Raw genomic sequence first — 21,158 nt, 5'->3', positions numbered from 1 at the left:
CGGACGGCCATTTCCGGCTGCCCGCCGTAAATTTTTTTGAAATGTCCGAGCGTTGTAACATTTCACCCCGATTTTCAATGAAATTTTTTGGCCGCTGTAACATTTCGCGGACATTTGGGTTTTACAATACCCTTATCAAATATGGAGGTGATACAACTATGACATGGCCTTTTGAAAATGACACCAGCGCCATTACAAAGAAGCTGGCGCAAAGAAGCTTCAAAGCCAACAAATTACGAAATATTGTTGCTGTAATAGCAATCGTTTTAACATCAATGCTTTTTACTTCTGTAACGACTTTATGTGTTGGAGCGATCCAGTCTATACAGACAACTATTTTGCAAATTAGGGGAACCAGCCCGTCCACTGGTACATCTGTAAATTGGATTGCCATAATAGCAGCCCTGTTTTTTATTATGATTTTTGTAATAACGGGCTATTTGCTCATTCGCAATATTTTTGAGATTTCTGTTGTTCAAGAAATAAAGAAATATGGCTTATTAAGAACAATCGGAACAACGGAGAAGCAAATCAAGCGAATTGTTTATAAGCAAGCATTTTGGCTGTCTATAATTGGTATATCTATTGGGTTGATTTTAGGATATATAGTAGGAATACTTATGCTTCCGTGGATTCTTAATTTTATGAAAGGCGAGTATCACAATCTTTCTGTGAACTTGAGTTTTAATCCTATTATTTTTGTCGTTGCCGGGATATTTAGTGCGATTACTGTTTGGGTGAGCATAAAGAAACCATTCAAAATTGCAGCTACGATTTCGCCCATTGAGGCAACCAGATACTATGAAAAAGACAATTATCATAGTGCCAACAAGAATCGTCTTTCGTTTAAGAATAGAATAACAGAAATGGCATGGAGAAATTTAAGAAGAAATTCAAAGCGTACCATATTTATCGTCTTATCCATGATACTCTGCATTATTCTCCTAAACAGTGCAATCGCAATCGGAAATAGTGTTGATGTTAAAAAATATGTATCTTCTGTTACCTCATTTGATTTTGTTGTGGCAAGCCCAAACACATTTTCTAATGTGCAAGGTTTTCGATTTAAAGATGATTCTGTTAGTAATGAAATCATATCTGATATTGAAAATAATATTCCTGTGCTGAACGGAAGTCGAATTTATAAAAACACTTTGGATGATGTCAGTGTTACTTATGATTATGGTAGTTTGGTCACGGAAGTATTAGACGAATACACAGAAGATAATCACCTTATACGAAGTGGTATGGTTGATGGCAGAACTTATCCAGTAAAACTCGGTGTTGATTATCGACCTCTTTGCAATATTTACGGGGTAGAAAAATCAATACTTCCTAAATTGAATTTCATTGAGGGAGAAACAGATATACAGCAACTAACCTCATATTTGGAAAGTGGAAACTATGTTATAGAAATTTCAGCGATCAACCCAAATGAATCTCCTGAATTTCTTTGTCCGCTCAATCAGGAAGTTACCATTTACAAAGATGGATTGCCTTATAAAACGGTTTCGGTAATTGCGCGTGCAGTGGTTGATTTTTCATTGGTAGAATCTCCGGGTAAGAATGTTGGCTACACTGATGTTGGCGGCGATTGTCCTATTTTCTATATGAGTAATGAGATGTTTGTGGAATTGTATAACAATCCAGCCATAATGAGTTATGTGTTTGATGTGGAAAAAGAACACTTTTTGCCAGCGACCGAGTACATCAATTCTTTGCCTACCGTTGAATACGCATCGTCTGAAACATTGGCACAAACTATGAATGGATTAAAACAAACTATTTTTATCATAGGTGGCCTTATTGGGTTTCTATTAGGAAGTATCGGGCTTGTGAATTTTTCCAACATCATTATAACGGGCATTATAAACCGGCAACGGGAATTTGCTACATTAGAGAGCATCGGAATGACGAAAAAACAAATTAACAAATTGACCGTATTGGAGGGATTGTTTTACGCATTTCTGATTTGTGTAATGGGTTTACCTCTCTCTCTTATTGTTGCAAATACAATTCTTCCTACTTTCTTTAATCAACCTGACTTATGGCTGTTTACAATACAGCCTACGATTTTCCCGTTGATATTAGAGGGAATTGTTATTTGCGTTGTGGCGATTATAGTTCCTCATGTTTCGTTTCGCTATTTTAGAAAAACAAGTATTGTAGCTCGATTAAGGGTAGTTGAATAATAATTTTGAAATGTCCGAGCGTTGTAACATTTCACCCCGATTTTCGATGAAATTTTTTGGCCGCTGTAACATTTCGCGGACATTTGGGTTTTACAATGACCTTATCAACAAAAGTGAGGAGGCGTTGCAATGGAACTGACCCCGACCATGATTTTGAATCTGGCGCTGCTGATCGTCCCGCCCGTTGCCCTTGTGCTGGTGTTCCGGCAATGGCTGGCCCAGCATACCCGCTGGACGGTTGCCTTGACTGCTCTCTGTGATGTTCTCCTGTTTTGGGATGAATTGTTCTACTATGAGAGCTTCGGACTGTTCGCTGTGCTGATTCTGGTACAGTTGGCGGCCACCGGCGCAGCAGCGTTCCGCATTTACAACAAACAAAGAAAGGATTGAATTTTATGAGAATTTTACAGACTATCGACCTGAAAAAGTATTACGGTACAGAGCCGAATATCACCCGCGCCCTTGACGGCGTGAACTTCTCTGTAAATGACGGCGAATTTGTGGCCGTTGTGGGAACCTCCGGCAGCGGCAAGTCCACCCTGCTTCACATGATGGGCGGGCTGGACACCCCTACTTCCGGCAATGTGATTGTCCGGGACAAAGAACTGTCGAAAATGAACGACGAACAGCTTACCATCTTCCGCCGCCGCAACATCGGCTTTATCTTCCAGAACTATAACCTTGTTCCCATCCTGAATGTGTATGAGAACATCGTCCTGCCGGTGGAGCTGGACGGGGACACGGTGGATCAGAAGTTTTTGGACGAGATCGTTCACCTGCTGGGGCTGGAAGATAAACTGAAAAATATGCCGAACAATCTTTCCGGCGGCCAGCAGCAGCGTGTGGCTATCGCACGCGCCCTGATTACCAAACCGGCTATTGTGCTGGCCGACGAACCAACCGGCAACCTTGACAGCAAGACCAGCGCCGAGGTGCTGGGACTTATCAAGCGTACCAGTGCGGAGTTCCGGCAAACTGTTGTGATGATTACCCACAATGACGACATAGCCCGTCTTGCAGATCGGATTGTCCGCATTGAGGACGGCAAGATTGTGGAATAAGGAGGTGGCAAGCTATGACATGGCCTTTTGAAAATGATACCAGCGCCATTACAAAGAAGCTGGCAAAGGAGAGTTTGAAAAGCGAGAAGCGCCGGAATTTTATGATAATAATTGCTATTTCACTGGCAGCGTTTTTGATGTCAATGTGTGGAACATTATTTTTTGCTTTTCAGGAATCTCAAAATAATATGGCCACTTTTCAAGCCAGCTATGATAATCTGACAGAGGATAAAATTGAAAAACTTCGTCATCAACCAGAAATCGAAATGGTAGCGTCGCTTTACAATCTGGGAGAAATAAAAATGCCAGAGGGATATTCATTGTATTTGGCATATATGGATGATGCGGCATGCTATATTGCCCGAAATCAATTTACACTAAAAGATGGGACTATGCCATCTAAAGAAAATGAAATTGCAGTTGACCGTGAAATGGTGAACAAATATTTTTCTAATACTGCAATCGGAGATAAAATTTCTTTTCAAATAAACGGAAAATCACAAGATTTTGTGATTTCTGGGATTACGGAAAGCTCGACTGAATCACAGGGCAATTACTCGTGCTATATATCAAAATCGTTTGTAGAAAATAGCTCTAATTATAATCCTGCAAAATACCAAAGCTATGTTTGTTTTGCTGATGCAGATTCAACATCAAAAGAAATTCTAAAAGAAAGAATTGCTTCTATTGGAAAAGAAATTGGTGCTGATTATAGCTTAAGTTTTCTCTTTTTTAGAGAGAATATGGGATTGTCATTTGAAAATATACTAACTTTTGTAAGTTTGTCCGTGTTGGTATTATTTGCAGGTATAACGGTAATCCAAAGTATTTTCAGAATTTCTATCAATGAAAAAATAAGAAATTTCGGACAGTTACGCACTTTAGGTACAACTGCATTACAGATAAAGAAAATGATAAACTATGAAAGTAGATATTTATCATGGCTTGGAATCCCTCCGGGTATTGTTTTGGGTGCGATTGTCGGAACTGTTTTGGGAAGTAATGAATTTTCCAGCGGATTTTCTCCTATCAATATTCCTTTTGTAATGATAGGTGTTTCCATCATTTGCACTCTTATGGTGAAATTATCTGTTCGCAAGCCGCTTAAAATTGCGGCAACTACTTCCCCTATTGAGGCAGTACGATATATAGCTTATCGAAATGCTCCGATGCAATCTCGAAAACATAATAAGAAAATTTCACCTTACTCTTTAGCTCTATTAAATCTTGGACGCGATAAGAAAAAGACAGCCAGTACATTGCTTTCCTTGATATTTGGAGGATTACTCTTATTTATATCTGCATCCGCAGCAGTTAGTAATACGCCAGAGCAATTTGTCCGTGAAAAGTTTTTTGTAAACGGCGGAAGCTTCCGTATATATCTTTCTGAAGAATCAGTTGGAAAAAACGAAACAAATAATCCGCTAAATGAATCTTTGAAAGAAGAACTTTTGAATACTAAAGGAATCCAAAAGATTATACCACTTAGAGATTCGGTAGGAATGTGTCATTATTCTATCAATGGAAATGCTACTGAGGGAATGTGTGATATAATTTCGGTTCAAAGTACAGAAGGTAATTTTAGCTTTGTTGAACAACATTTGATAGATGGACAAATGCCTAAGAACCAGTTTGAAGTTTTATTGACAGATGGATATATGGAACTGGGGATTACAAAAGGGACACCTATAAAGATTACAAATAGTGGAGAGGAAATAGAATGTATTGTTTCCGGTTTCTTTGATAAGAGCTTTGTCGGAACCGAAAACGGTACAGATGCTATTGATCCAGCGAATCTTATAATTACACAAGAACTTGCACAACAACTATTCACAAACACAGAAAATTTTGCTTACTCATGGGAGATCATAACTGATAAAACTTATAATGATGAAATAGAATCAGCCATTCAGCAGAAAATTACCTCTAAAGAAAAGGGGCTTTCTATTTGCAGCTATAATGATGCTGTAGAGTACATGGAATCTTCTATGAACTTATTGTTTGGAAGTTTGCAAATGCTGTCATTACTAATTTTGCTGTTTGGAATAATCAATCTAATCAATATGACGCTCTCTAACCATCAAGCGCGTAAACAGGAAATCAGTACATTACGCTCTGTTGGATTAAGCCTAAAACAATTATATCGTTCTCTCATAACAGAGGGATTGCTATATGTACTTGTTTCATTTGGAATCGTTCTTTTGGTTGGTATTCCCATAGCTATTCCTGTGAGCAAAGCTGTTGGTATTCTATTCGGTATGCCAAATCTCTCATATCAATTTCCAACAATGCAGATAGGTGGATATCTACTAATATTGATTCTTTTACAGTTGATTCTTTCTGTATGGGAAATACGGGATTTGAAAAAGCGTTCATTAACAGAACAAATGCGGGCAATGGAATGACCTTTTGAGATCGGCGGGGCGGCGTATGCTGCCCCGCTTTTTCCGCCATTTCTCAAAAAGATTTTTGAAATGTCCGAGCGTTGTAACAATTCAGCCTGTTTTTCTGTCGAAATCAAAGGCACCTCGGACATTTATAGTTCTTCCAAAAGTTTGATGATAATATTACCATTCATGGAAGAAGCAATCTGTTATTGCAATAATGCGAAATTGACGATAGAAAGTTTTTCATATCTCGGTCAGCTCAACAATTACATTACTCTGCTGATACAGCCAGTCCGCAAATTCTTTCGGGCTGGCTGTTCCTGTTTTTACAGCCTTTTTTCTCTGTAAGGCTTCTTTCTTAAAGTCGGAAAAGGCAGCCTGTATTTTTTCCAGACAGTCAGCCGGAAAGCCTGCGGTATTTTTTACCCGGTTTATTTTGTTGCGCCAGTTCTGGCATTCATTTTTATAAAGCAGGTCATAGTTATTTTCTCTTGCCCTCTCGTCAAATTCCCGCTTGTTTTGAAGCGCCTGTGCTTTGCGGCACTTGTCGCTGCACAGCTCATACCGCTGGCTCTTTGCCAGAAAATATTTCCCGCAGACCTTGCACTGCCGGAAGCAAAGCCCCCAGTCATTCAGCCTGTTCAGATAATAGGTAATCAACGGGTAGAGGGACGCATAGGCAGACACACATTCTTCTGTGCGACGGTTGTCCGGGAACCAGAGGTCAAGCCGGGTATCTTCTGATGGTGCGCCTTTGAAATAAAGGCTGCCAGCTTGAAAATGTTTCGGTTTTCCTGTCTCCCTGTCAAAGCTCATGGCTTCGTTATGGAATACCCCGGTCAGGCTGCTCATTTTATCCATGAAGCGGTCACAGGCAGCGTTACGGTCACGGGGTTCTCTGGAAAGCAGATAGCTGTTCCAGATACGGAACGCCACATACATTTTCAGAGGGTCATTGCTAAGATATTTTCCCCAGAGAAATTCGCTTGCCGCCTGCTCCAGCTCCGGCTGTTTCCATCGGTTGGAGTGGAGGGCTTGCCGCAGTGGAGAAAGCCCGTATAAGTTCCAATCTCTGTCCGTGTCACGCTCAAAGTTTATCAAAAAAGTTCCCAGCGGGCGTGTCATATCACAAAGCACCTCTGTGTTTTGGCTCCCGTTCAGCCGGAAGCGGATCTGCTGTTCTTCCCCAATCAAAATCCGCTCTTTCATTTTCTTCCTGTCCAGCGTCAGGACAAACAAAATCCTCTCAAAACATGGCTCATGTCGTATAAACTGATTCTCCATCCCTATCCCCTGCCTTTGTTTATGGTAATTATATAATTCAGTTATATCCGTTACACTCATGGTATTGCAGAATCATTGTTTTGTCAAGGATAGTACGCTATGATGATTGCAGTTGGTAATTTCGTACCGCACAGTACCTTGACAAGTGAATGACCGTCCAAAAGGGATATGACCGGCAGGAGAAGTGACGCATCCGGCGCACCAATGCAGGGAAACACCGCAGGAATGGGGCAGGAAAACGGCTTTTGGGGAAAACGGCAACAGGAAGCATTTTAACCTATTTGATTTATGGGAGGAACAGAATGAACGATAAAAAGAGATTGAACAGCTACGAGGATTTACCGCTGGTTCTGGATGTGGCGGACATTCAGCAGATTATGGGAATTTCAAGAGCGAGCGCCTATGAGCTGGTACACACACCCGGCTTTCCAGCGTTCCGCAGGGGCAGACTTATCAAGGTCAGCAAAATTGCTTTCTTTGAATGGATGGCAAAAGGCTCCGAAACCGTACCGAGAAGCGACAAATAAGCGTGAGTTATCATTCCCTGACTGCAATACTGCCGCACTTTACAAAGGGGTATACAGAGGGAAAAAACCTTAAAAATGATACCGAAACGCTACACCAAAACAGCCTATCTGCGTACATCAGATAGAAACGGAGAAAGGAGCCGGTTATGGCAAGAATGAGCAACAAGCGGCGGCTGGAATGGTCGTTCTTCTTAAATGACCGCAGCCGTATCACTTACAACGAACTGTGCCGGAAATGCCAGCACGAATGTAAACAGAGCTTCCGGGCGGTTGTGGTTGACTGCCCGAAGTACCTTTCTAAGCGTTCCAAGAAAAAGGACAAAACTGCCGGAAACGGCAAAATCCCTTAGGAACTAAGGGCGCACTTCTATACATAGTCTAAAGACCATGTATCGTGCGTCCTGCGGAGCTTACCTCTGCCGCTGATAAAATCAGCAATCCGAGGTCTGCGTTCGCTTCGCTCCGACAAGGTGGCTACACCCCCTTGCGCCGCTAAAGCGGCTATCCCCTGTGTACCCGCCGCAAAGAGAAATCCGCTCTGCGGTTTTCCCTTTTCATCGGGTTTTATAGAAGCACTGACACACGGACTGTCTGCGGATGGTCTTTCTTTATCTTATAAGCAAAGGATGTGAGAACATGGAAAAATCTTTGGAACAGTTGAAGCAGGAATATGAAAAAACCACTGTCCTGCTGGAACGGGAAAAACGGAAAATGCAGCGTTTGAAAAACCGGCAGGCGTATCTGGAAAGCGGTTCCCGGAAACAGAGGACGCACCGGCTGATTACCCGTGGGGCAGCTATTGAGAGCATTGCACCACAGACAAAGGAGCTATCCGAAGCGGAATTTTATTCCCTCATGGAAAGCATTTTGAATCTGCCGCAGGCGGAGCATTTCATCCGGTCTGCCGTAGAAAACCACGCCCGTATTTCCGGGCAGGAGAAAGGCGGTGACTAAGGATAGCACTTTATCATTTTTCAATCGCACAGATAAAGCGTAGCGCCGGTCAGAGCGCCATTGCCAGCGCAGCCTACCGAGCCGGGGAGCGTCTTTACAGCAGCTACTATGGAGAAGTCAGCGATTACACCAAAAAGGGCGGCGTGATCGCTTCGGAAATCATGCTGCCGCCCCATGCGCCGGAAATATATCTTGACCGGGCGACCCTCTGGAATGCTGTGGAGAGCTGCGAGAAACATCCAAAAGCACAGCTTGCCTATTCCTTTGATATTGCCATGCAGAATGAATTGACGCTGGAAGAAAACATGGAACTGGCGAGGAAGTTCGTGCAGGAGCAGTTTGTGGCAAAAGGCATGATTGCCGATCTTGCTTTTCACAGCCCGGAGAAAGAGGACGGCGGTATCCCTAACCCGCATTTCCATGTGATGACAACCATGCGCCCTTTGAACCCGGATGGCACATGGGGACAAAAACAGCGGCGGGAATATCTTCTTGATGAAGATGGAAACCGAATCCGGGATAAAAACGGCGATTATATGTTTAACGCTGTCCATACAACAGACTGGCATGAGCCGGAAACGCTGGAACACTGGCGGGAGCAGTGGGCGGCTGCCGTTAATACAAAATTTGAGGAAAAAGGGCTGGATGTGCGTATCGACCACCGTTCCTATGTGCGGCAGGGGCTTGACCTGATACCTACTGTCCACGAGGGAGCTAATGTCCGGCAGATGGAAGCAAAGGGCATCCGCACCGAGAAAGGGGAACTGAACCGCTGGATTAAAGCCACCAACCGGCTCATGCAGGATGTGAGGAAGAAGATCAAAGCCCTGTTTGTCTGGATGGCAGAGGTAAAAGAAGAACTTTCCAAACCGCAGACACCGAGCCTTGCCGACCTGCTGATCGCTTATTACAACCAGCGCAACGCAGGGGCATGGAGCAATAAAGCCAGAACCGGAAACTTAAAGCAGTTTGTCGAAACCGTCAATTATCTGACGGAAAACAAGCTGCTCACATTAGAGGATTTGCAGGAGCGTCTTTCCTCTGTCAGTGAAGAATTTGAAGCATTAAGCGGCTCCATGAAAAAGAAATCTGCCAGGATAAAGGAATTGCAGGAATTGATACGGGAGGGCGAGAATTACCAGCGGCTAAAACCTGTTCATACGGAATTGAACAATATCAAGTTTAAGAAACAGAGGGAGAAATTTGAAACATCCCACGATGCGGAGTTACGGCTGTTTTATGCCGCCCGCCGTATTCTGAAAGAAAAACTGGACGGAAAACCCATTGCCCTGAAAGCATGGAAACAGGAATATGCACAGTTAAAAACAGAGTATGCCGAACTGTCTCCGCAGCACAAGCCACTCCGGGAGGAAGTCATACGGCTGCGGCAGGTGCAGAACGCCGTAGATACCGCACTGCGCCGGAGGGAGCAGCCACAGGAAGTACAGAGAAAGAAACATGAGATGGAGCTATGATATAACCGGCAGCTTTACCGCTGCCGGTATTTTTATGGAGGGAGCATTTGAATGTATTTGAAGCGGTGAAACAGTCTGTTACCACCCGGCAGGCTGCTTCATTCTATGGAATCCGGGTGGGGAGAAACGGCATGGTCTGCTGTCCATTCCACAATGACCGCACGCCCAGCATGAAAGTGGACAGCCGCTTTTACTGCTTCGGCTGCGGGGCTTCCGGGGATGTGATCGACTTTGCCGCTTTGCTGCATGGATTGGGGAAACGGGAAGCTGCGGTCAGGCTTGCGAAGGACTTCGGCGTTTCCTATGAGAAACCCGGCAATGCACCGCCAGATAGGAAGCGTCACAACAGGTCACAGCCCCGACAAAAATCAGCGGAGCAGAGATTTCAGGAAACGGAACGGTATTGTTTCCGGGTGCTATGCGATTATCTGCGCCTGCTGGAGCATTGGAAAACAGCATACGCCCCACAGCCGCAGGATGCCATCTGGCATCCTCTTTTTGTGGAAGCGTTGCAGAGGATAAGCTACACAGAATACCTTTTGGATATTTTGTTATACGGAGAAATAGAAGAAAAAGCGGCATTGATCGCCGCACAGGGAAAGGAGGTGCTGCGGCTTGAACAGCGAATTTCAGAGCTTGCCGCCGGAAACGCAGGAAGTGGTCAAAAGGACGATGGACACAATGGAACCGGCGCAAACACCGGCAGAAATCCGGGAAACATTAGAGGGGACGCAGAAAGGCGGCGTGAAGAACAGCATCCGAAACTGCCTGACGGTGTTCCAGCGTGACCCTCTGTTTCGCGGGGCGCTGCGCCTGAACCTTTTGACGGAGCAGATTGACATTGTGAAGCCGCTGGGCTGGGAGCGCACCAGTACCACGCTGACCGACATGGACATAAACTACCTGCTTTTGTATCTGGAAGAAAACTACGGGCTTACCAGCGAGAAAAAGGTGCAGAGCGCCATCAAGATTGTTGCCAATGAAAACCGCTACCATCCAGTCAGGGATTACCTGAACAGCCTGCAATGGGACGGCACAGAGCGCATCCGTTACGCCCTGCATCACTTTCTGGGAGCCGATACGGACGAATACACCTATGAAGCCTTGAAACTGTTCCTGATGGGAGCCATCCGGCGGGTATTCAGACCGGGGAGCAAGTTTGAGGTCATGCTCTGTCTGGTTGGTGGTCAGGGAGCCGGGAAATCTACCTTTTTCCGGCTGCTGGCAGGCAGGGACGAATGGTTTTCAGACGATTTGAAGAAGCTGGACGATGAAAATGTGTACCGCAAGCTGCAAGGGCATTGGATTATCGAGATGTCGGAGATGATCGCCACAGCCAACGCCAAGAGTATTGAGGAAATCAAGTCATTCTTAAGCCGCCAGAAAGAAACCTACAAAGTGCCGTATGAGACACACCCGGCAGACCGGCTGCGGCAATGTGTATTCGGAGGGACGACCAACCGGCAGGACTTTTTACCCCGTGACCGCACCGGCAACCGGCGCTTTCTCCCCGTGACGGTGTACCCGGAACGGGCGGAGGTTCACATACTGGATGATGAAGCGGCGGCGAGGGCGTATATCGAACAGATGTGGGCGGAAGCCATGACGGTTTACCGCAGTGGGAAGTATAAGCTGTCATTCAGCATAGAAATGAACCGATACCTGAACGCCCACCAGCAGGACTTCATGCAGGAGGACACACAAGCTGGCATGATCTACGCCTATTTGGAGGACTACACCGGTGACAGGGTATGCTCCAAACAGCTTTATGAGGAAGCGCTGGGGAACTTAAATTCCCCGGCAGACTGGGAGACACGGGCAATCTGCGAGATTATGAATACTGGCATTGCGGGCGGCATCATACAGGGCTGGGCAGCCTACAAAAGCCCGAAGCGGTATAAGAAATACGGTTCTCAAAAAGGCTGGGAGCGTGTCAACCAAGCCCCGCCGGAGGGGGACGGTTTTAAGGAAATCACGGAAGAAGAAGCCCGGCAAATGGAACTGCCATTCTGAAAAGCCGCCGGTTAACAGTTTGGTTGACGCTTCGGTTGACAGCCGGTTGACGGGGAAAAGCCTGATATTTGGGGCATTTCTCTCCTTTGTCAACCATGTCAACCAAGAAATCAAAGAAAAAGTAAAAAGTAATCATAGAGCGCCTATGGATTGTTTTCAAAGTCTTTTCTGCCGGTTGACACGGTTCGGTTGACATGGAGACAGTCTGCGGCTGTACACCTGCCTGACATTCCCTTGTCGGGCATATTTCATTTATGGAGGTAACTGCCTATGGCAAAAAGCAAAAACGAGAGCAATAACAAAAACAGCGGCACCCTGCTTACCGAAAAAGACGGCACCCAGTATTTTGTCATGGGGAAAGTCCGTATCAAGGTATCGGAGCATTTCGCACAGGATGGGAAGCCGCTTGACAGCCTGCTGGAAGATGTGATCCAGCACGCTGCCGCCGCTTCCTGAAAAAATACGGAATAACGACTGTCAATCAGCCCACGCTTATGATATACTTGTACCAGCGAGTATTGTATAAGCGTGGGTTGTTTCTTTTAGAAGGAGGATTTTTAACCGTGAAACAACCATACAATACAACGATTTATAACACCGCACTTTATTTGAGATTGAGCCGTGACGATGAATTGCAGGGAGAAAGCGGCAGCATCCAGACCCAGCGCATGATGCTTAGGCAGTATGCCGCAGAGCATGGGCTGACCGTTGTAGACGAGTACATTGACGACGGATGGAGTGGGACAAATTTCGAGCGTCCAAGTTTCCAAAGGATGATTGATGACATCGAGGACGGGAAAATCAACTGCGTTGTCACAAAGGACTTATCCCGTCTGGGAAGAAACTATATCCTGACCGGTCAGTACACGGAAATCTATTTCCCCAGCAAGGGAGTACGCTACATTGCCATCAATGACAATGTGGACACCATCAACGGAGAAAGCGAGCTTGCACCGTTCTTAAACATCCTGAATGAAATGCACGCCCGACAGACCAGCAAAAAGGTCAAGGCTGCCATGCACACAAGATTTGCCAATGGCGCACACTATGGAGCCTATGCACCGCTGGGCTATGTAAAAGACCCGGACAAAAAAGGTCATCTTCTGATCGACCCGGAAACACGCTGGATTGTAGAAAAGATTTTTGACCTTGCCGTACACGGGAGGGGTGCCGCCAGCATTACACGGATTCTGGTGGAAGAAAAAGTACCTACCCCCGGCTGGCTGAACTATGAAAGATATGGGACTTTCGCCAATATCTACGCCGGTGCGCCCGCAGAAAAAGCCTATGCGTGGACGATTGCACAGGTCAAGAGCATTTTGAAAGAGGAAACTTACATCGGTCACAGCGTTCACAACAAGCAGAGCAACATTTCATTCAAGAACAAGAAAAAAGTGCGGAAGCCGCAGGAAGAATGGTATCGTGTGGAAAATACCCACGAAGCCATCATTTCCGAAGAAGTGTTCCAAAAAGTTCAGGAGCTGATTGCAAGCAGACGCAGGAAACGCAGAAATGGTACAACACAGATTTTCGCAGGATTGATAAAATGTGCAGACTGCGGATGGTCTTTAGCCTATGGGGAAAACAAGCAGAATAAGAACCCATACGGGTACTACCATTGCAGCAAGAACGGACAGGGATTACGCCAGTGTTCCATGCACTATATCCGTTATGATGTACTGTATGCCTATGTGCTTGCAAGACTGCAATACTGGTCTATGTTGGCACAGAAAGACGAGGACAAGCTGCTGAAACGGCTGCTCAATGCCAGCGACAGAGAAAGAAACTCTGCGAAGAAAAAGCAGGCTGCGGAGCTGAAAAAGGCGGAAAAGCGTAAAGCCGAGGTTGACGGGCTGTTTGCTAAAATGTATGAGGACTGGTCTGCCGGACGCATAACCGAGTATAATTTCAATATGCTGTCCGAGAAGTACCAGAACGAGCAAAAGGAGCTTGAAACAAAAATAAGACAGCTTCACGAAATGATGGAAGCCGCCGTACAGACCGCAGCGGATGCTGAAAAGTGGATTGCCCTAATGAAACAGTATGTCAACCCTGTGGAGCTGACCGCCGAACTTCTGAACACTCTAATTGAAAAAATAACCGTCCACGAAGCTGTCAAGGGCGAGGACGGAAGTCGTGAGCAGGAAGTAGAAATCTACTACCGCTTCATCGGCAAAATCGACTGACCTTTCTTTTTTTACCCAACAATATCTTTAATTAAGGGAAACGGGGATTGCTCATACATATATGGCGGCGGAGTCTCTGGAAAACAAAGCCAAAGAGATGGGAATTCAATTGAAAGCCGAGACAAATGGTTCCGGAGGGGCAAAAAATATTTTGACAAAAGAAGAAATTGAAGCTTGTGACGGAATTATTGTAGCGGCAGATAAAAATGTAGAAATGGCACGTTTTGAAGGTAAGCAGGTTCTTAAGACAAAGGTTTCAGATGGTATCAATAAGCCGGAAGAACTGATTCAGACGATCATGGATGGAAAAGCTCCGGTTTATCATCATGCCGGAGGAGCCGCAGAAGAAGAATCAGCTTCTGATGAGGGCGTCGGACGGCAGATTTATAAACATCTGATGAACGGAGTATCCCATATGCTGCCGTTTGTGATCGGCGGAGGTATTTTGATTGCGCTGGCATTTTTATTTGACAATCAGGCAATTGATCCAGGAAATTTTGGTAAGAATACGCCTCTTGCGGCAACTTTAAAGACCATTGGAGAGCAGGCATTTGGATTTATGCTTCCGATTCTGGCAGGATTCATTGCCATGAGTATTGCAGATCGTCCGGGTCTGGCAGTTGGTTTCGTTGGAGGAGCCATTGCCAATGGCGGATATACATTTTCTAATATTATGAATTACAGTGAAAGTAATCCGGTATCTTCAGGATTTATCGGAGCACTGTTGGCCGGATTTGTCGGTGGATATATTATGGTATTGTTAAGGAAGCTGTTTGACAGACTTCCGAATGCACTGGAAGGGTTAAAGCCGATTTTACTCTACCCTGTATGTGGTATTCTTCTCATGGGGATTGTTATGATTGCGATTAACCCGATTATGGGAGCAATTAATACGGGATTGAATAATTTCCTTTCCTCTATGAGCGGAACAAGCTCTATTCTTCTGGGTGCTGTATTAGGTGGTATGATGTCTGTAGATATGGGAGGACCATTTAATAAAGCGGCCTACGTATTCGGAACAGCACAGCTCACTGTTACTAATGCAGGACCGGAACAGTACGCAATTATGGCAGCTGTTATGGCAGGAGGAATGGTACCTCCTCTGGCAATTGCGCTTTGTACTACATTTTTCAAGAATCGTTTCACAGAAAATGAAAGAAAGTCCGGTGTAGTAAATTATGTTATGGGATTATCCTTTATTACGGAAGGGGCAATTCCGTTTGCGGCAGGAGATCCGATTCATATTCTGCCTCCGTGTATTGTTGGCTCTGCCGTGGCAGGAGCATTATCCATGGCATTTCGATGTGGACTTCCGGCGCCTCACGGTGGACTGTTTGTGATCGGTGTGATTACCAATCCACTGCAGTATCTTCTGGCAGTAGCAGCAGGCTCTGTGGTTGGGATGCTGATCATGTCTTTTACAAAACGCCCCTTAAATCACTAGATTTTATATAAGCAAAATAGCAAACAGAGATTACAAAAATGTAATCTCTGTTTGCTATTTTAGAAAAGGAATGTTATACTAGGAGAAGTTTCAAGAAAAAAGACAGTTCATTCGTACCATCCTGTCTATAAACAAAACTAGGACTGGAATACTTAGAAGGAAAGTTTTCAGGATACAGGTACGTTTAGAATCTGTATCCTTTTTATATTATGAGAAAGGAAGAGTTATGTACCAATTAACAACGCACGCATCCTTTGACTCGGCTCATTTTTTATCGGGTTATGAGGGGAAATGCAGCAACATTCATGGTCATCGCTGGAAACTGGAGGTGACGGTGCAAAGTGAATTTTTGAAGCAATCCGGGCAGATACGAGGAATGATTGTGGATTTTGGAGAATTAAAAAAAGATATAAAAAATTTAGCGGATGAATTTGACCATTGCCTGATTCTGGAGAAAGACACCTTGCGGCGTAAGACACAAGAGGCTTTGGAGGAAGAAGGATTTAAACTAAGGATAGTAGATTTTCGTCCGACGGCAGAACATTTTGCAAAATATTTTTATGATCGGGTCCGGGATCTCGGGTATCACCCGGCTATGGTAAAAGTTTATGAGACGCCAAATAATATGGCGGGATACGGAGAAGAGTAATGGAAACATTTCAGGTTGTGGAAACCTTTGTGAGTATCAATGGAGAAGGAAAGAAAGCGGGAAGGCTTGCTATGTTTCTTCGTCTGAAAGGATGTAATTTAAATTGTTCCTATTGTGATACCAGGTGGGCAAATGAAAAAAAGGCTCCATGTGAACTTTTAACTTCCAAACAGATTACAGATCGAATTTTGGAAGCGGGAGTTTCGCTGGTGACGTTAACGGGAGGAGAACCTCTGCTGGATGAAAATATCGGGGAGTTGATCGGCAGCATTTTGATGCTTCCGCAAGTGGAGCTTGAAGTTGAAACCAACGGAAGTGTCCCGATTCGTTGTTATAAAGAACGGGATGCAAGATTTTCTGTGACAATGGATTATAAACTGCCGTCCAGTCATATGGAGGAGGCGATGTGTCTCGAAAATATGGAATACTTACGTCCGTGGGATGTTGTGAAATTTGTGATTGGAAGCAGGGAAGACCTTCTGAGAGCAGAGGAGATGACACAGCGCTATGATCTGTGCGGCAAAGCAATTGTATATTTTAGCCCGGTTTTTGATGCGATTGAACCGGAGGAAATCGTAGAATTTATGAAAGAACGGCATTTGAATAAAGTAAGATTTCAGATTCAAATGCATAAGGTTGTTTGGGATCCGGAAAAGACCGGGGTGTAGGAGGATAAGATAACGATGGCAATTGATAAAGAAGCAATTAAACGGCATGTCAAAGGGATTCTGACGGCGCTTGGAGATGATCCGGAAAGGGAAGACTTAAGAGAAACCCCGGATCGTGTGGCTCGAATGTATGAAGAAGTATTTGAGGGAATGAATTATACAAATCATGAAGTTGCGCAAATGTTTTCCAAAACGTTTGAGGATGATCTGGCAGTGAATGGTCACAGAGATATGGTGATCGTAAAAGACATAGAAATTTTCAGTTATTGCGAGCATCATCTGGCGTTAATGTATGATATGAAGGTTTCGGTAGCTTATTTGCCCAAAGACAAGGTTTTAGGTCTCAGTAAGATTGCAAGAATCTGCGATATGGTTGGCAAGCGGCTGCAGCTGCAGGAGAGAATTGGCAGCGACATTGCAGAAATTCTTACGGAAGTTTCCGGAAGTATGGATGTAGCAGTTTATATTGAGGGGTGTCATAGCTGTATGAGCGCCAGAGGAATTAAAAAGCAAAATGCAAAAACAGTGACAACAACGCTTCGCGGCGCTTTTGAAAAAGATGATACATTAAAATGGCATTTTATGATGCAGGCAGGAAAATAAAAGAAGGGAGAAAATAGAGATGTCAAAACCAACAAAAGCCTTGGTAATTTTCAGCGGAGGACAAGACAGTACCACATGTCTGTTTTGGGCAAAGCAAAAATATGAGGAAGTCCTTGCTATTTCCTTTGACTATGGACAGAGACATCATCTGGAACTGGAGTGCGCCCGAACGTTATGTAAGAATCACGGAATTGAGCATCATGTTTTAAATATGGAACTTTTAAACCAATTAGCACCCAATGCGCTGACCAGAACAGATGTTGAAGTGGATCATGACGCGCCGGAAGAGGGAACTCCCAATACCTTTGTAGACGGAAGAAATATGCTCTTTCTAACATTTGCAGCAGTTTTTGCAAAACAGAGAGGAATTCATATTTTGGTTACCGGAGTATCACAAAGTGATTTCAGCGGTTATCCAGATTGCCGCCATGTCTTTATTTCATCCTTAGAAACGACGCTGACACTGGCAATGGATTATGACTTTGAGATTATTACGCCAATGATGTGGATTGATAAAAAAGAGACCTGGGCAATGGCAGATCGTCTGGGAGTTTTTGATATCATTCGGAATGAGACGCTGACTTGCTATAATGGCGTCATGGGAGACGGATGCGGCGAATGTCCGGCGTGCAAACTTCGGAATCGGGGACTGCAGGAATATTTGGAAAACTCATAAAAGGTATTGATAAAATTTTAACAAAAATGTATAATAGAATACAAGGAGAATTCCTAAACTGTAACTGTACATTAGCAACAGAGGAATAGAAGGAGATGTTGTTATGGCAAGATTTACGTTACCAAGAGACTTGTACTTTGGCGAAGGAGCACTTGAGACACTAAAGACAATCAAAGGGACAAAAGCAGTATTATGCCTGGGAGGAGGATCTATGAAACGTTTCGGTTTTGTGGATCAGGTGATCGGGTATTTAAAAGAGGCAGGAATTGAGACAAAGCTTATTGAGGGCATTGAGCCGGATCCTTCTGTGGAAACGGTTATGAGAGGCGCACAGGAGATGAGGGAGTTTGAGCCGGACCTTATTATTGCGATGGGAGGAGGTTCCCCGATTGATGCGGCTAAGGCTATGTGGGTGTTTTATGAGCATCCTGAAACAACGTTTGAAGATATCAAAGATCCATTTACGATTCCGCCGCTTCGCAGCAAAGCAACTTTTATTGCGATTCCATCCACCTCTGGTACGGCAACGGAGGTAACGGCATTTTCTGTAATTACTGATTACAGTGCGGGAATTAAATATCCGTTGGCGGACTTTGAAATTACACCGGATGTTGCAATTGTTGATCCTGCGCTGGCAGAGACTATGCCGAAGACATTAACAGCGCATACCGGAATGGATGCCCTCACGCATGCAATTGAGGCGTATGTGGCGGGATTGCATTCCCCGTTTTCTGACCCGTTGGCGTTGCAGGCAATTGAGATGATTTTCGATCATCTTAAAGCTTCTTATGAGGGAGATATGGAGGCAAGAGGAAATATGCATATTGCACAGTGTCTGGCAGGAATGTCATTTTCCAATGCGTTATTGGGAATTGTACATTCGCTGGCGCATAAGACGGGAGCTGTTTTTGATACCGGTCATATTCCGCATGGCTGCGCCAATGCAATTTATCTTCCGTATGTGATTCAATTTAATGCGAAGGTATGTGAAGACCGTTTTGCAATGATTGCGAGAAAGCTTGGGCTTCCGGGAGTCACAGATAAAGCGTTAACGTTATCGCTAATTCGGGCAGTGCAGGAATTGAGAGCAAGTCTTGATATTGTATCCAATTTAAAAGATTTTGGAGTAAATGAGGAAGAATTTTTAGAAAAGAAACATATGATTGCAGAGAGAGCTGTGGGAGATGCCTGTACAGGTTCTAACCCTAGAGAGACGTCTGTCGAAGATATGGAAAAAGTCTTAGAATGCATTTATTATGGGAAGGATGTCACTTTTTAAAAAACTCAGCTGAATGCGCGGAGCATATGAAAGCAAAAAGATCAACAGGGAAATGGAATGGTTTTTAGGAATCATTCCATTTCCCTGTTTTATACTATCAGGATACTTCGTGGCGCGAAAATGTCCGGATTTGGCGGAAGGCAAAAGTAATTGCACAAATGGCAGCAATGGCGTCCGCAATTGGAGCAGAGAACATAACGCCTTCAATTCCCATAAAGATTGGAAGCACAATCATCAGCGGCAAAAGAAAAAGAATCTGTCTGGTTAGAGACAGGAAAATACCGCGGCTTGCCTTTCCGATCGCGGTAAAGAAATTGGAGGTAATCGGCTGAAGACCGTTGATGAATGTACAGAATAAGAAGATACGGAAAAATTTTTCTGCAAATTGAAAGTACGCTTCACTCTCTGAACCAAAAATCCCAATAATCTGTCTCGGAAATAATTGAAAACAGAGGAAAGATACAGTGCTGATCGCTGTTGCGGCAAAAGCGGCTTTCAAATAGGCTTCCTTGACACGTTTTAATTTGTTGGCTCCGTAATTGTAACTGATAATCGGCTGAAGTCCTTGAGAAATTCCGATGTTGATGGAGAAAAATATCATATTGATTTTTGTGATAATTCCAGCGCATGCCAGAGGAATATCACTTCCGTACGAAGATTTTGCGCCATAATGAATCAAAATGTTGTTCATAACAATCTGGACAACCATTAAAGAAACCTGATTAAAAAAGGGCGCCATTCCAAGAGAAATAATCTTTGAGACTTTTTCTTTACAAGGCGTTAAGGTTTCTCTGGTTAATTTCACCGTACGAAATTTTCTTAGATATGCGATGACCATAATTCCGGAAACGACCTGTCCGATGACTGTTGCCCAGGCGGCGCCGGCAATGCCCATATCAAAGGTAAAAATTAACAAAGGATCAAGGATTGTATTTATGATGGCTCCTGTCAGAGTACAGACCATGGAAAATCTGGGGCTTCCATCTGCACGGACTAAATTTGTTCCTCCGGTTGTAAGAATTAAAAACGGAAAACCGAAGGAGGTGATGCCTGTGTAAATCAGAGAGTATCCCATAACATCCGGAGTGGCTCCGAAAAGCCCCATCATTGGTTTCAGAAAGAAACGGGTAATCAGACATAAAAACAATCCAAGAGAGAACAGCATAGTAATTGCATTTCCGGCAAATTTTGCAGCCTGCTGTTTTTCATCTCGCCCCATACAAAGATTAAAATTTGCAGCGCCTCCGATGCCGCACATAAGCGCGATGGCAGTGCAGGTAATGACCAGAGGAAAAGCAACATTCGTTGCGGCATTTCCAAGCATTCCGACACTTCTTCCGATAAAAAACTGATCAACCATATTGTACAGAGCGCTGACTAACATTGCGATAATGCTGGGGATTGCAAAACGAACAAGAAGCGCACTGATTTTTTCGGTTCCCAACGGGTTTGCAGTGTTTGTTTGTTCCATAATAAAGTATGACCTCACTTTTCTGTTTGTTTTCAAATATCTTGTCATAAAATGTAAGACAAGACTATTACAGTATAATATAAAATAGAAAAGAGTACAATAAGTATGGAGGAATCTATGTTTTGTTAAGTTATAATTTAAACATGAATTTAAGAAAATAAGAGAAAATTCTATATAATATCTGATAATATAATCAAAAATCATATAAAAACTAATAAACTGAAAACTTAAGAAAAAAATACTTTACAAATAGAAAAGAGTTTTGTATGATTAGGAACAGCAAAGTAAG

General features: G+C 44.0%; 19 protein-coding genes and 1 pseudogene. 18 read left to right on the top strand and 2 right to left on the bottom strand.

The genetic code is table 11. The annotated features are described in order from the left end of the window. Positions 1-158 precede the first annotated feature (158 nt). From AC27EF_RS08825 to AC27EF_RS08810, 4 genes are all read left to right on the top strand, one after another. On the top strand, positions 159-2,192 hold the full coding sequence (locus AC27EF_RS08825) for an ABC transporter permease (RefSeq protein WP_055201191.1): 2,034 nt from the start codon (positions 159-161) through the stop codon (positions 2,190-2,192). A 129-nt stretch (positions 2,193-2,321) separates the two neighbouring features. Continuing rightward, positions 2,322-2,582 carry a hypothetical protein gene (locus AC27EF_RS08820; protein WP_118392961.1) on the top strand — a complete coding sequence of 87 codons (261 nt, stop codon included), beginning with the start codon at positions 2,322-2,324 and terminating at the stop codon, positions 2,580-2,582. 5 nt (positions 2,583-2,587) lie between these two features. Beyond that, positions 2,588-3,253, top strand: coding sequence for an ABC transporter ATP-binding protein (locus tag AC27EF_RS08815; RefSeq protein ID WP_009296631.1), 666 nt, complete (start codon positions 2,588-2,590; stop codon positions 3,251-3,253). A 14-nt stretch (positions 3,254-3,267) separates the two neighbouring features. Beyond that, positions 3,268-5,658, top strand: a complete 2,391-nt coding sequence (locus AC27EF_RS08810; RefSeq protein ID WP_118392960.1) for an ABC transporter permease — start codon at positions 3,268-3,270, stop codon at positions 5,656-5,658. Positions 5,659-5,883: 225 nt separating this feature from the next. On the opposite strand, the gene AC27EF_RS08805 is transcribed toward AC27EF_RS08810, so the two are convergent. Then, positions 5,884-6,924 (bottom strand): DUF6076 domain-containing protein, encoded by a 1,041-nt coding sequence (locus AC27EF_RS08805; RefSeq protein WP_118392959.1) that lies wholly within the window; start codon positions 6,922-6,924, stop codon positions 5,884-5,886. A gap of 302 nt (positions 6,925-7,226) precedes the next feature. Between AC27EF_RS08805 and AC27EF_RS08800 the strand changes: the two genes are divergently transcribed. The 14 genes and pseudogenes from AC27EF_RS08800 to AC27EF_RS08735 all read left to right on the top strand — a co-directional run bounded on the left by AC27EF_RS08800 (position 7,227) and on the right by AC27EF_RS08735 (position 19,398). Further along, positions 7,227-7,451: a helix-turn-helix domain-containing protein gene (locus AC27EF_RS08800; protein WP_120474617.1), complete on the top strand. Its 225-nt coding sequence runs from the start codon at positions 7,227-7,229 to the stop codon at positions 7,449-7,451. A 146-nt stretch (positions 7,452-7,597) separates the two neighbouring features. Next, positions 7,598-7,801 carry a hypothetical protein gene (locus tag AC27EF_RS08795; RefSeq protein WP_004614949.1) on the top strand — a complete coding sequence of 68 codons (204 nt, stop codon included), beginning with the start codon at positions 7,598-7,600 and terminating at the stop codon, positions 7,799-7,801. Between the two features lie 286 nt (positions 7,802-8,087). After that, the gene (locus tag AC27EF_RS08790) at positions 8,088-8,405 is read left to right on the top strand and encodes a DUF3847 domain-containing protein (protein WP_207697956.1); all 318 of its coding nucleotides are present in this window, start codon (positions 8,088-8,090) and stop codon (positions 8,403-8,405) included. A 2-nt stretch (positions 8,406-8,407) separates the two neighbouring features. Then, the gene (gene mobQ, locus AC27EF_RS08785) at positions 8,408-9,880 is read left to right on the top strand and encodes a MobQ family relaxase (RefSeq protein ID WP_118392956.1); all 1,473 of its coding nucleotides are present in this window, start codon (positions 8,408-8,410) and stop codon (positions 9,878-9,880) included. Between the two features lie 47 nt (positions 9,881-9,927). Continuing rightward, positions 9,928-10,668 (top strand): CHC2 zinc finger domain-containing protein, encoded by a 741-nt coding sequence (locus AC27EF_RS08780; RefSeq protein ID WP_144124320.1) that lies wholly within the window; start codon positions 9,928-9,930, stop codon positions 10,666-10,668. After that, on the top strand, positions 10,553-11,893 hold the full coding sequence (locus AC27EF_RS08775; RefSeq protein ID WP_118392954.1) for a virulence-associated E family protein: 1,341 nt from the start codon (positions 10,553-10,555) through the stop codon (positions 11,891-11,893). Before AC27EF_RS08780 ends, AC27EF_RS08775 begins: the two co-directional genes overlap by 116 nt. A 270-nt stretch (positions 11,894-12,163) precedes the next feature. Continuing rightward, positions 12,164-12,349, top strand: coding sequence for a hypothetical protein (locus tag AC27EF_RS08770; protein WP_004849804.1), 186 nt, complete (start codon positions 12,164-12,166; stop codon positions 12,347-12,349). Positions 12,350-12,456: 107 nt separating this feature from the next. Beyond that, entirely contained in the window at positions 12,457-14,079 is a 1,623-nt protein-coding gene (locus tag AC27EF_RS08765) for a recombinase family protein (protein WP_077726929.1), read from the top strand. A 40-nt stretch (positions 14,080-14,119) separates the two neighbouring features. Beyond that, positions 14,120-15,523 (top strand): annotated as a pseudogene (locus AC27EF_RS08760) (PTS fructose transporter subunit IIC); the annotation flags it as partial. Between the two features lie 226 nt (positions 15,524-15,749). Beyond that, positions 15,750-16,172 carry a 6-carboxytetrahydropterin synthase QueD gene (queD, locus tag AC27EF_RS08755; RefSeq protein WP_487110383.1) on the top strand — a complete coding sequence of 141 codons (423 nt, stop codon included), beginning with the start codon at positions 15,750-15,752 and terminating at the stop codon, positions 16,170-16,172. Further along, positions 16,172-16,840: a putative 7-carboxy-7-deazaguanine synthase QueE gene (queE, locus tag AC27EF_RS08750; RefSeq protein ID WP_487110381.1), complete on the top strand. Its 669-nt coding sequence runs from the start codon at positions 16,172-16,174 to the stop codon at positions 16,838-16,840. The genes queD and queE overlap by 1 nt, the downstream gene beginning before the upstream one ends. 15 nt (positions 16,841-16,855) lie before the next feature. Next, positions 16,856-17,443, top strand: a complete 588-nt coding sequence (gene folE, locus AC27EF_RS08745; protein ID WP_487110379.1) for a GTP cyclohydrolase I FolE — start codon at positions 16,856-16,858, stop codon at positions 17,441-17,443. Positions 17,444-17,462: 19 nt separating this feature from the next. Next, positions 17,463-18,119 carry a 7-cyano-7-deazaguanine synthase QueC gene (queC, locus tag AC27EF_RS08740; RefSeq protein ID WP_487110378.1) on the top strand — a complete coding sequence of 219 codons (657 nt, stop codon included), beginning with the start codon at positions 17,463-17,465 and terminating at the stop codon, positions 18,117-18,119. A gap of 103 nt (positions 18,120-18,222) precedes the next feature. Continuing rightward, entirely contained in the window at positions 18,223-19,398 is a 1,176-nt protein-coding gene (locus tag AC27EF_RS08735; RefSeq protein WP_487110376.1) for an iron-containing alcohol dehydrogenase, read from the top strand. A gap of 97 nt (positions 19,399-19,495) precedes the next feature. Here the strand turns inward: AC27EF_RS08735 and AC27EF_RS08730 are convergent, their stop codons facing one another. Then, positions 19,496-20,869: an MATE family efflux transporter gene (locus AC27EF_RS08730; RefSeq protein ID WP_487110374.1), complete on the bottom strand. Its 1,374-nt coding sequence runs from the start codon at positions 20,867-20,869 to the stop codon at positions 19,496-19,498. Between the last annotated feature and the right edge of the window lie 289 nt (positions 20,870-21,158).

The sequence above is a fragment of the Anaerostipes stercorihominis genome, from assembly GCF_057535655.1.
This window is presented reverse-complemented; position numbering and strand designations above follow the sequence as displayed.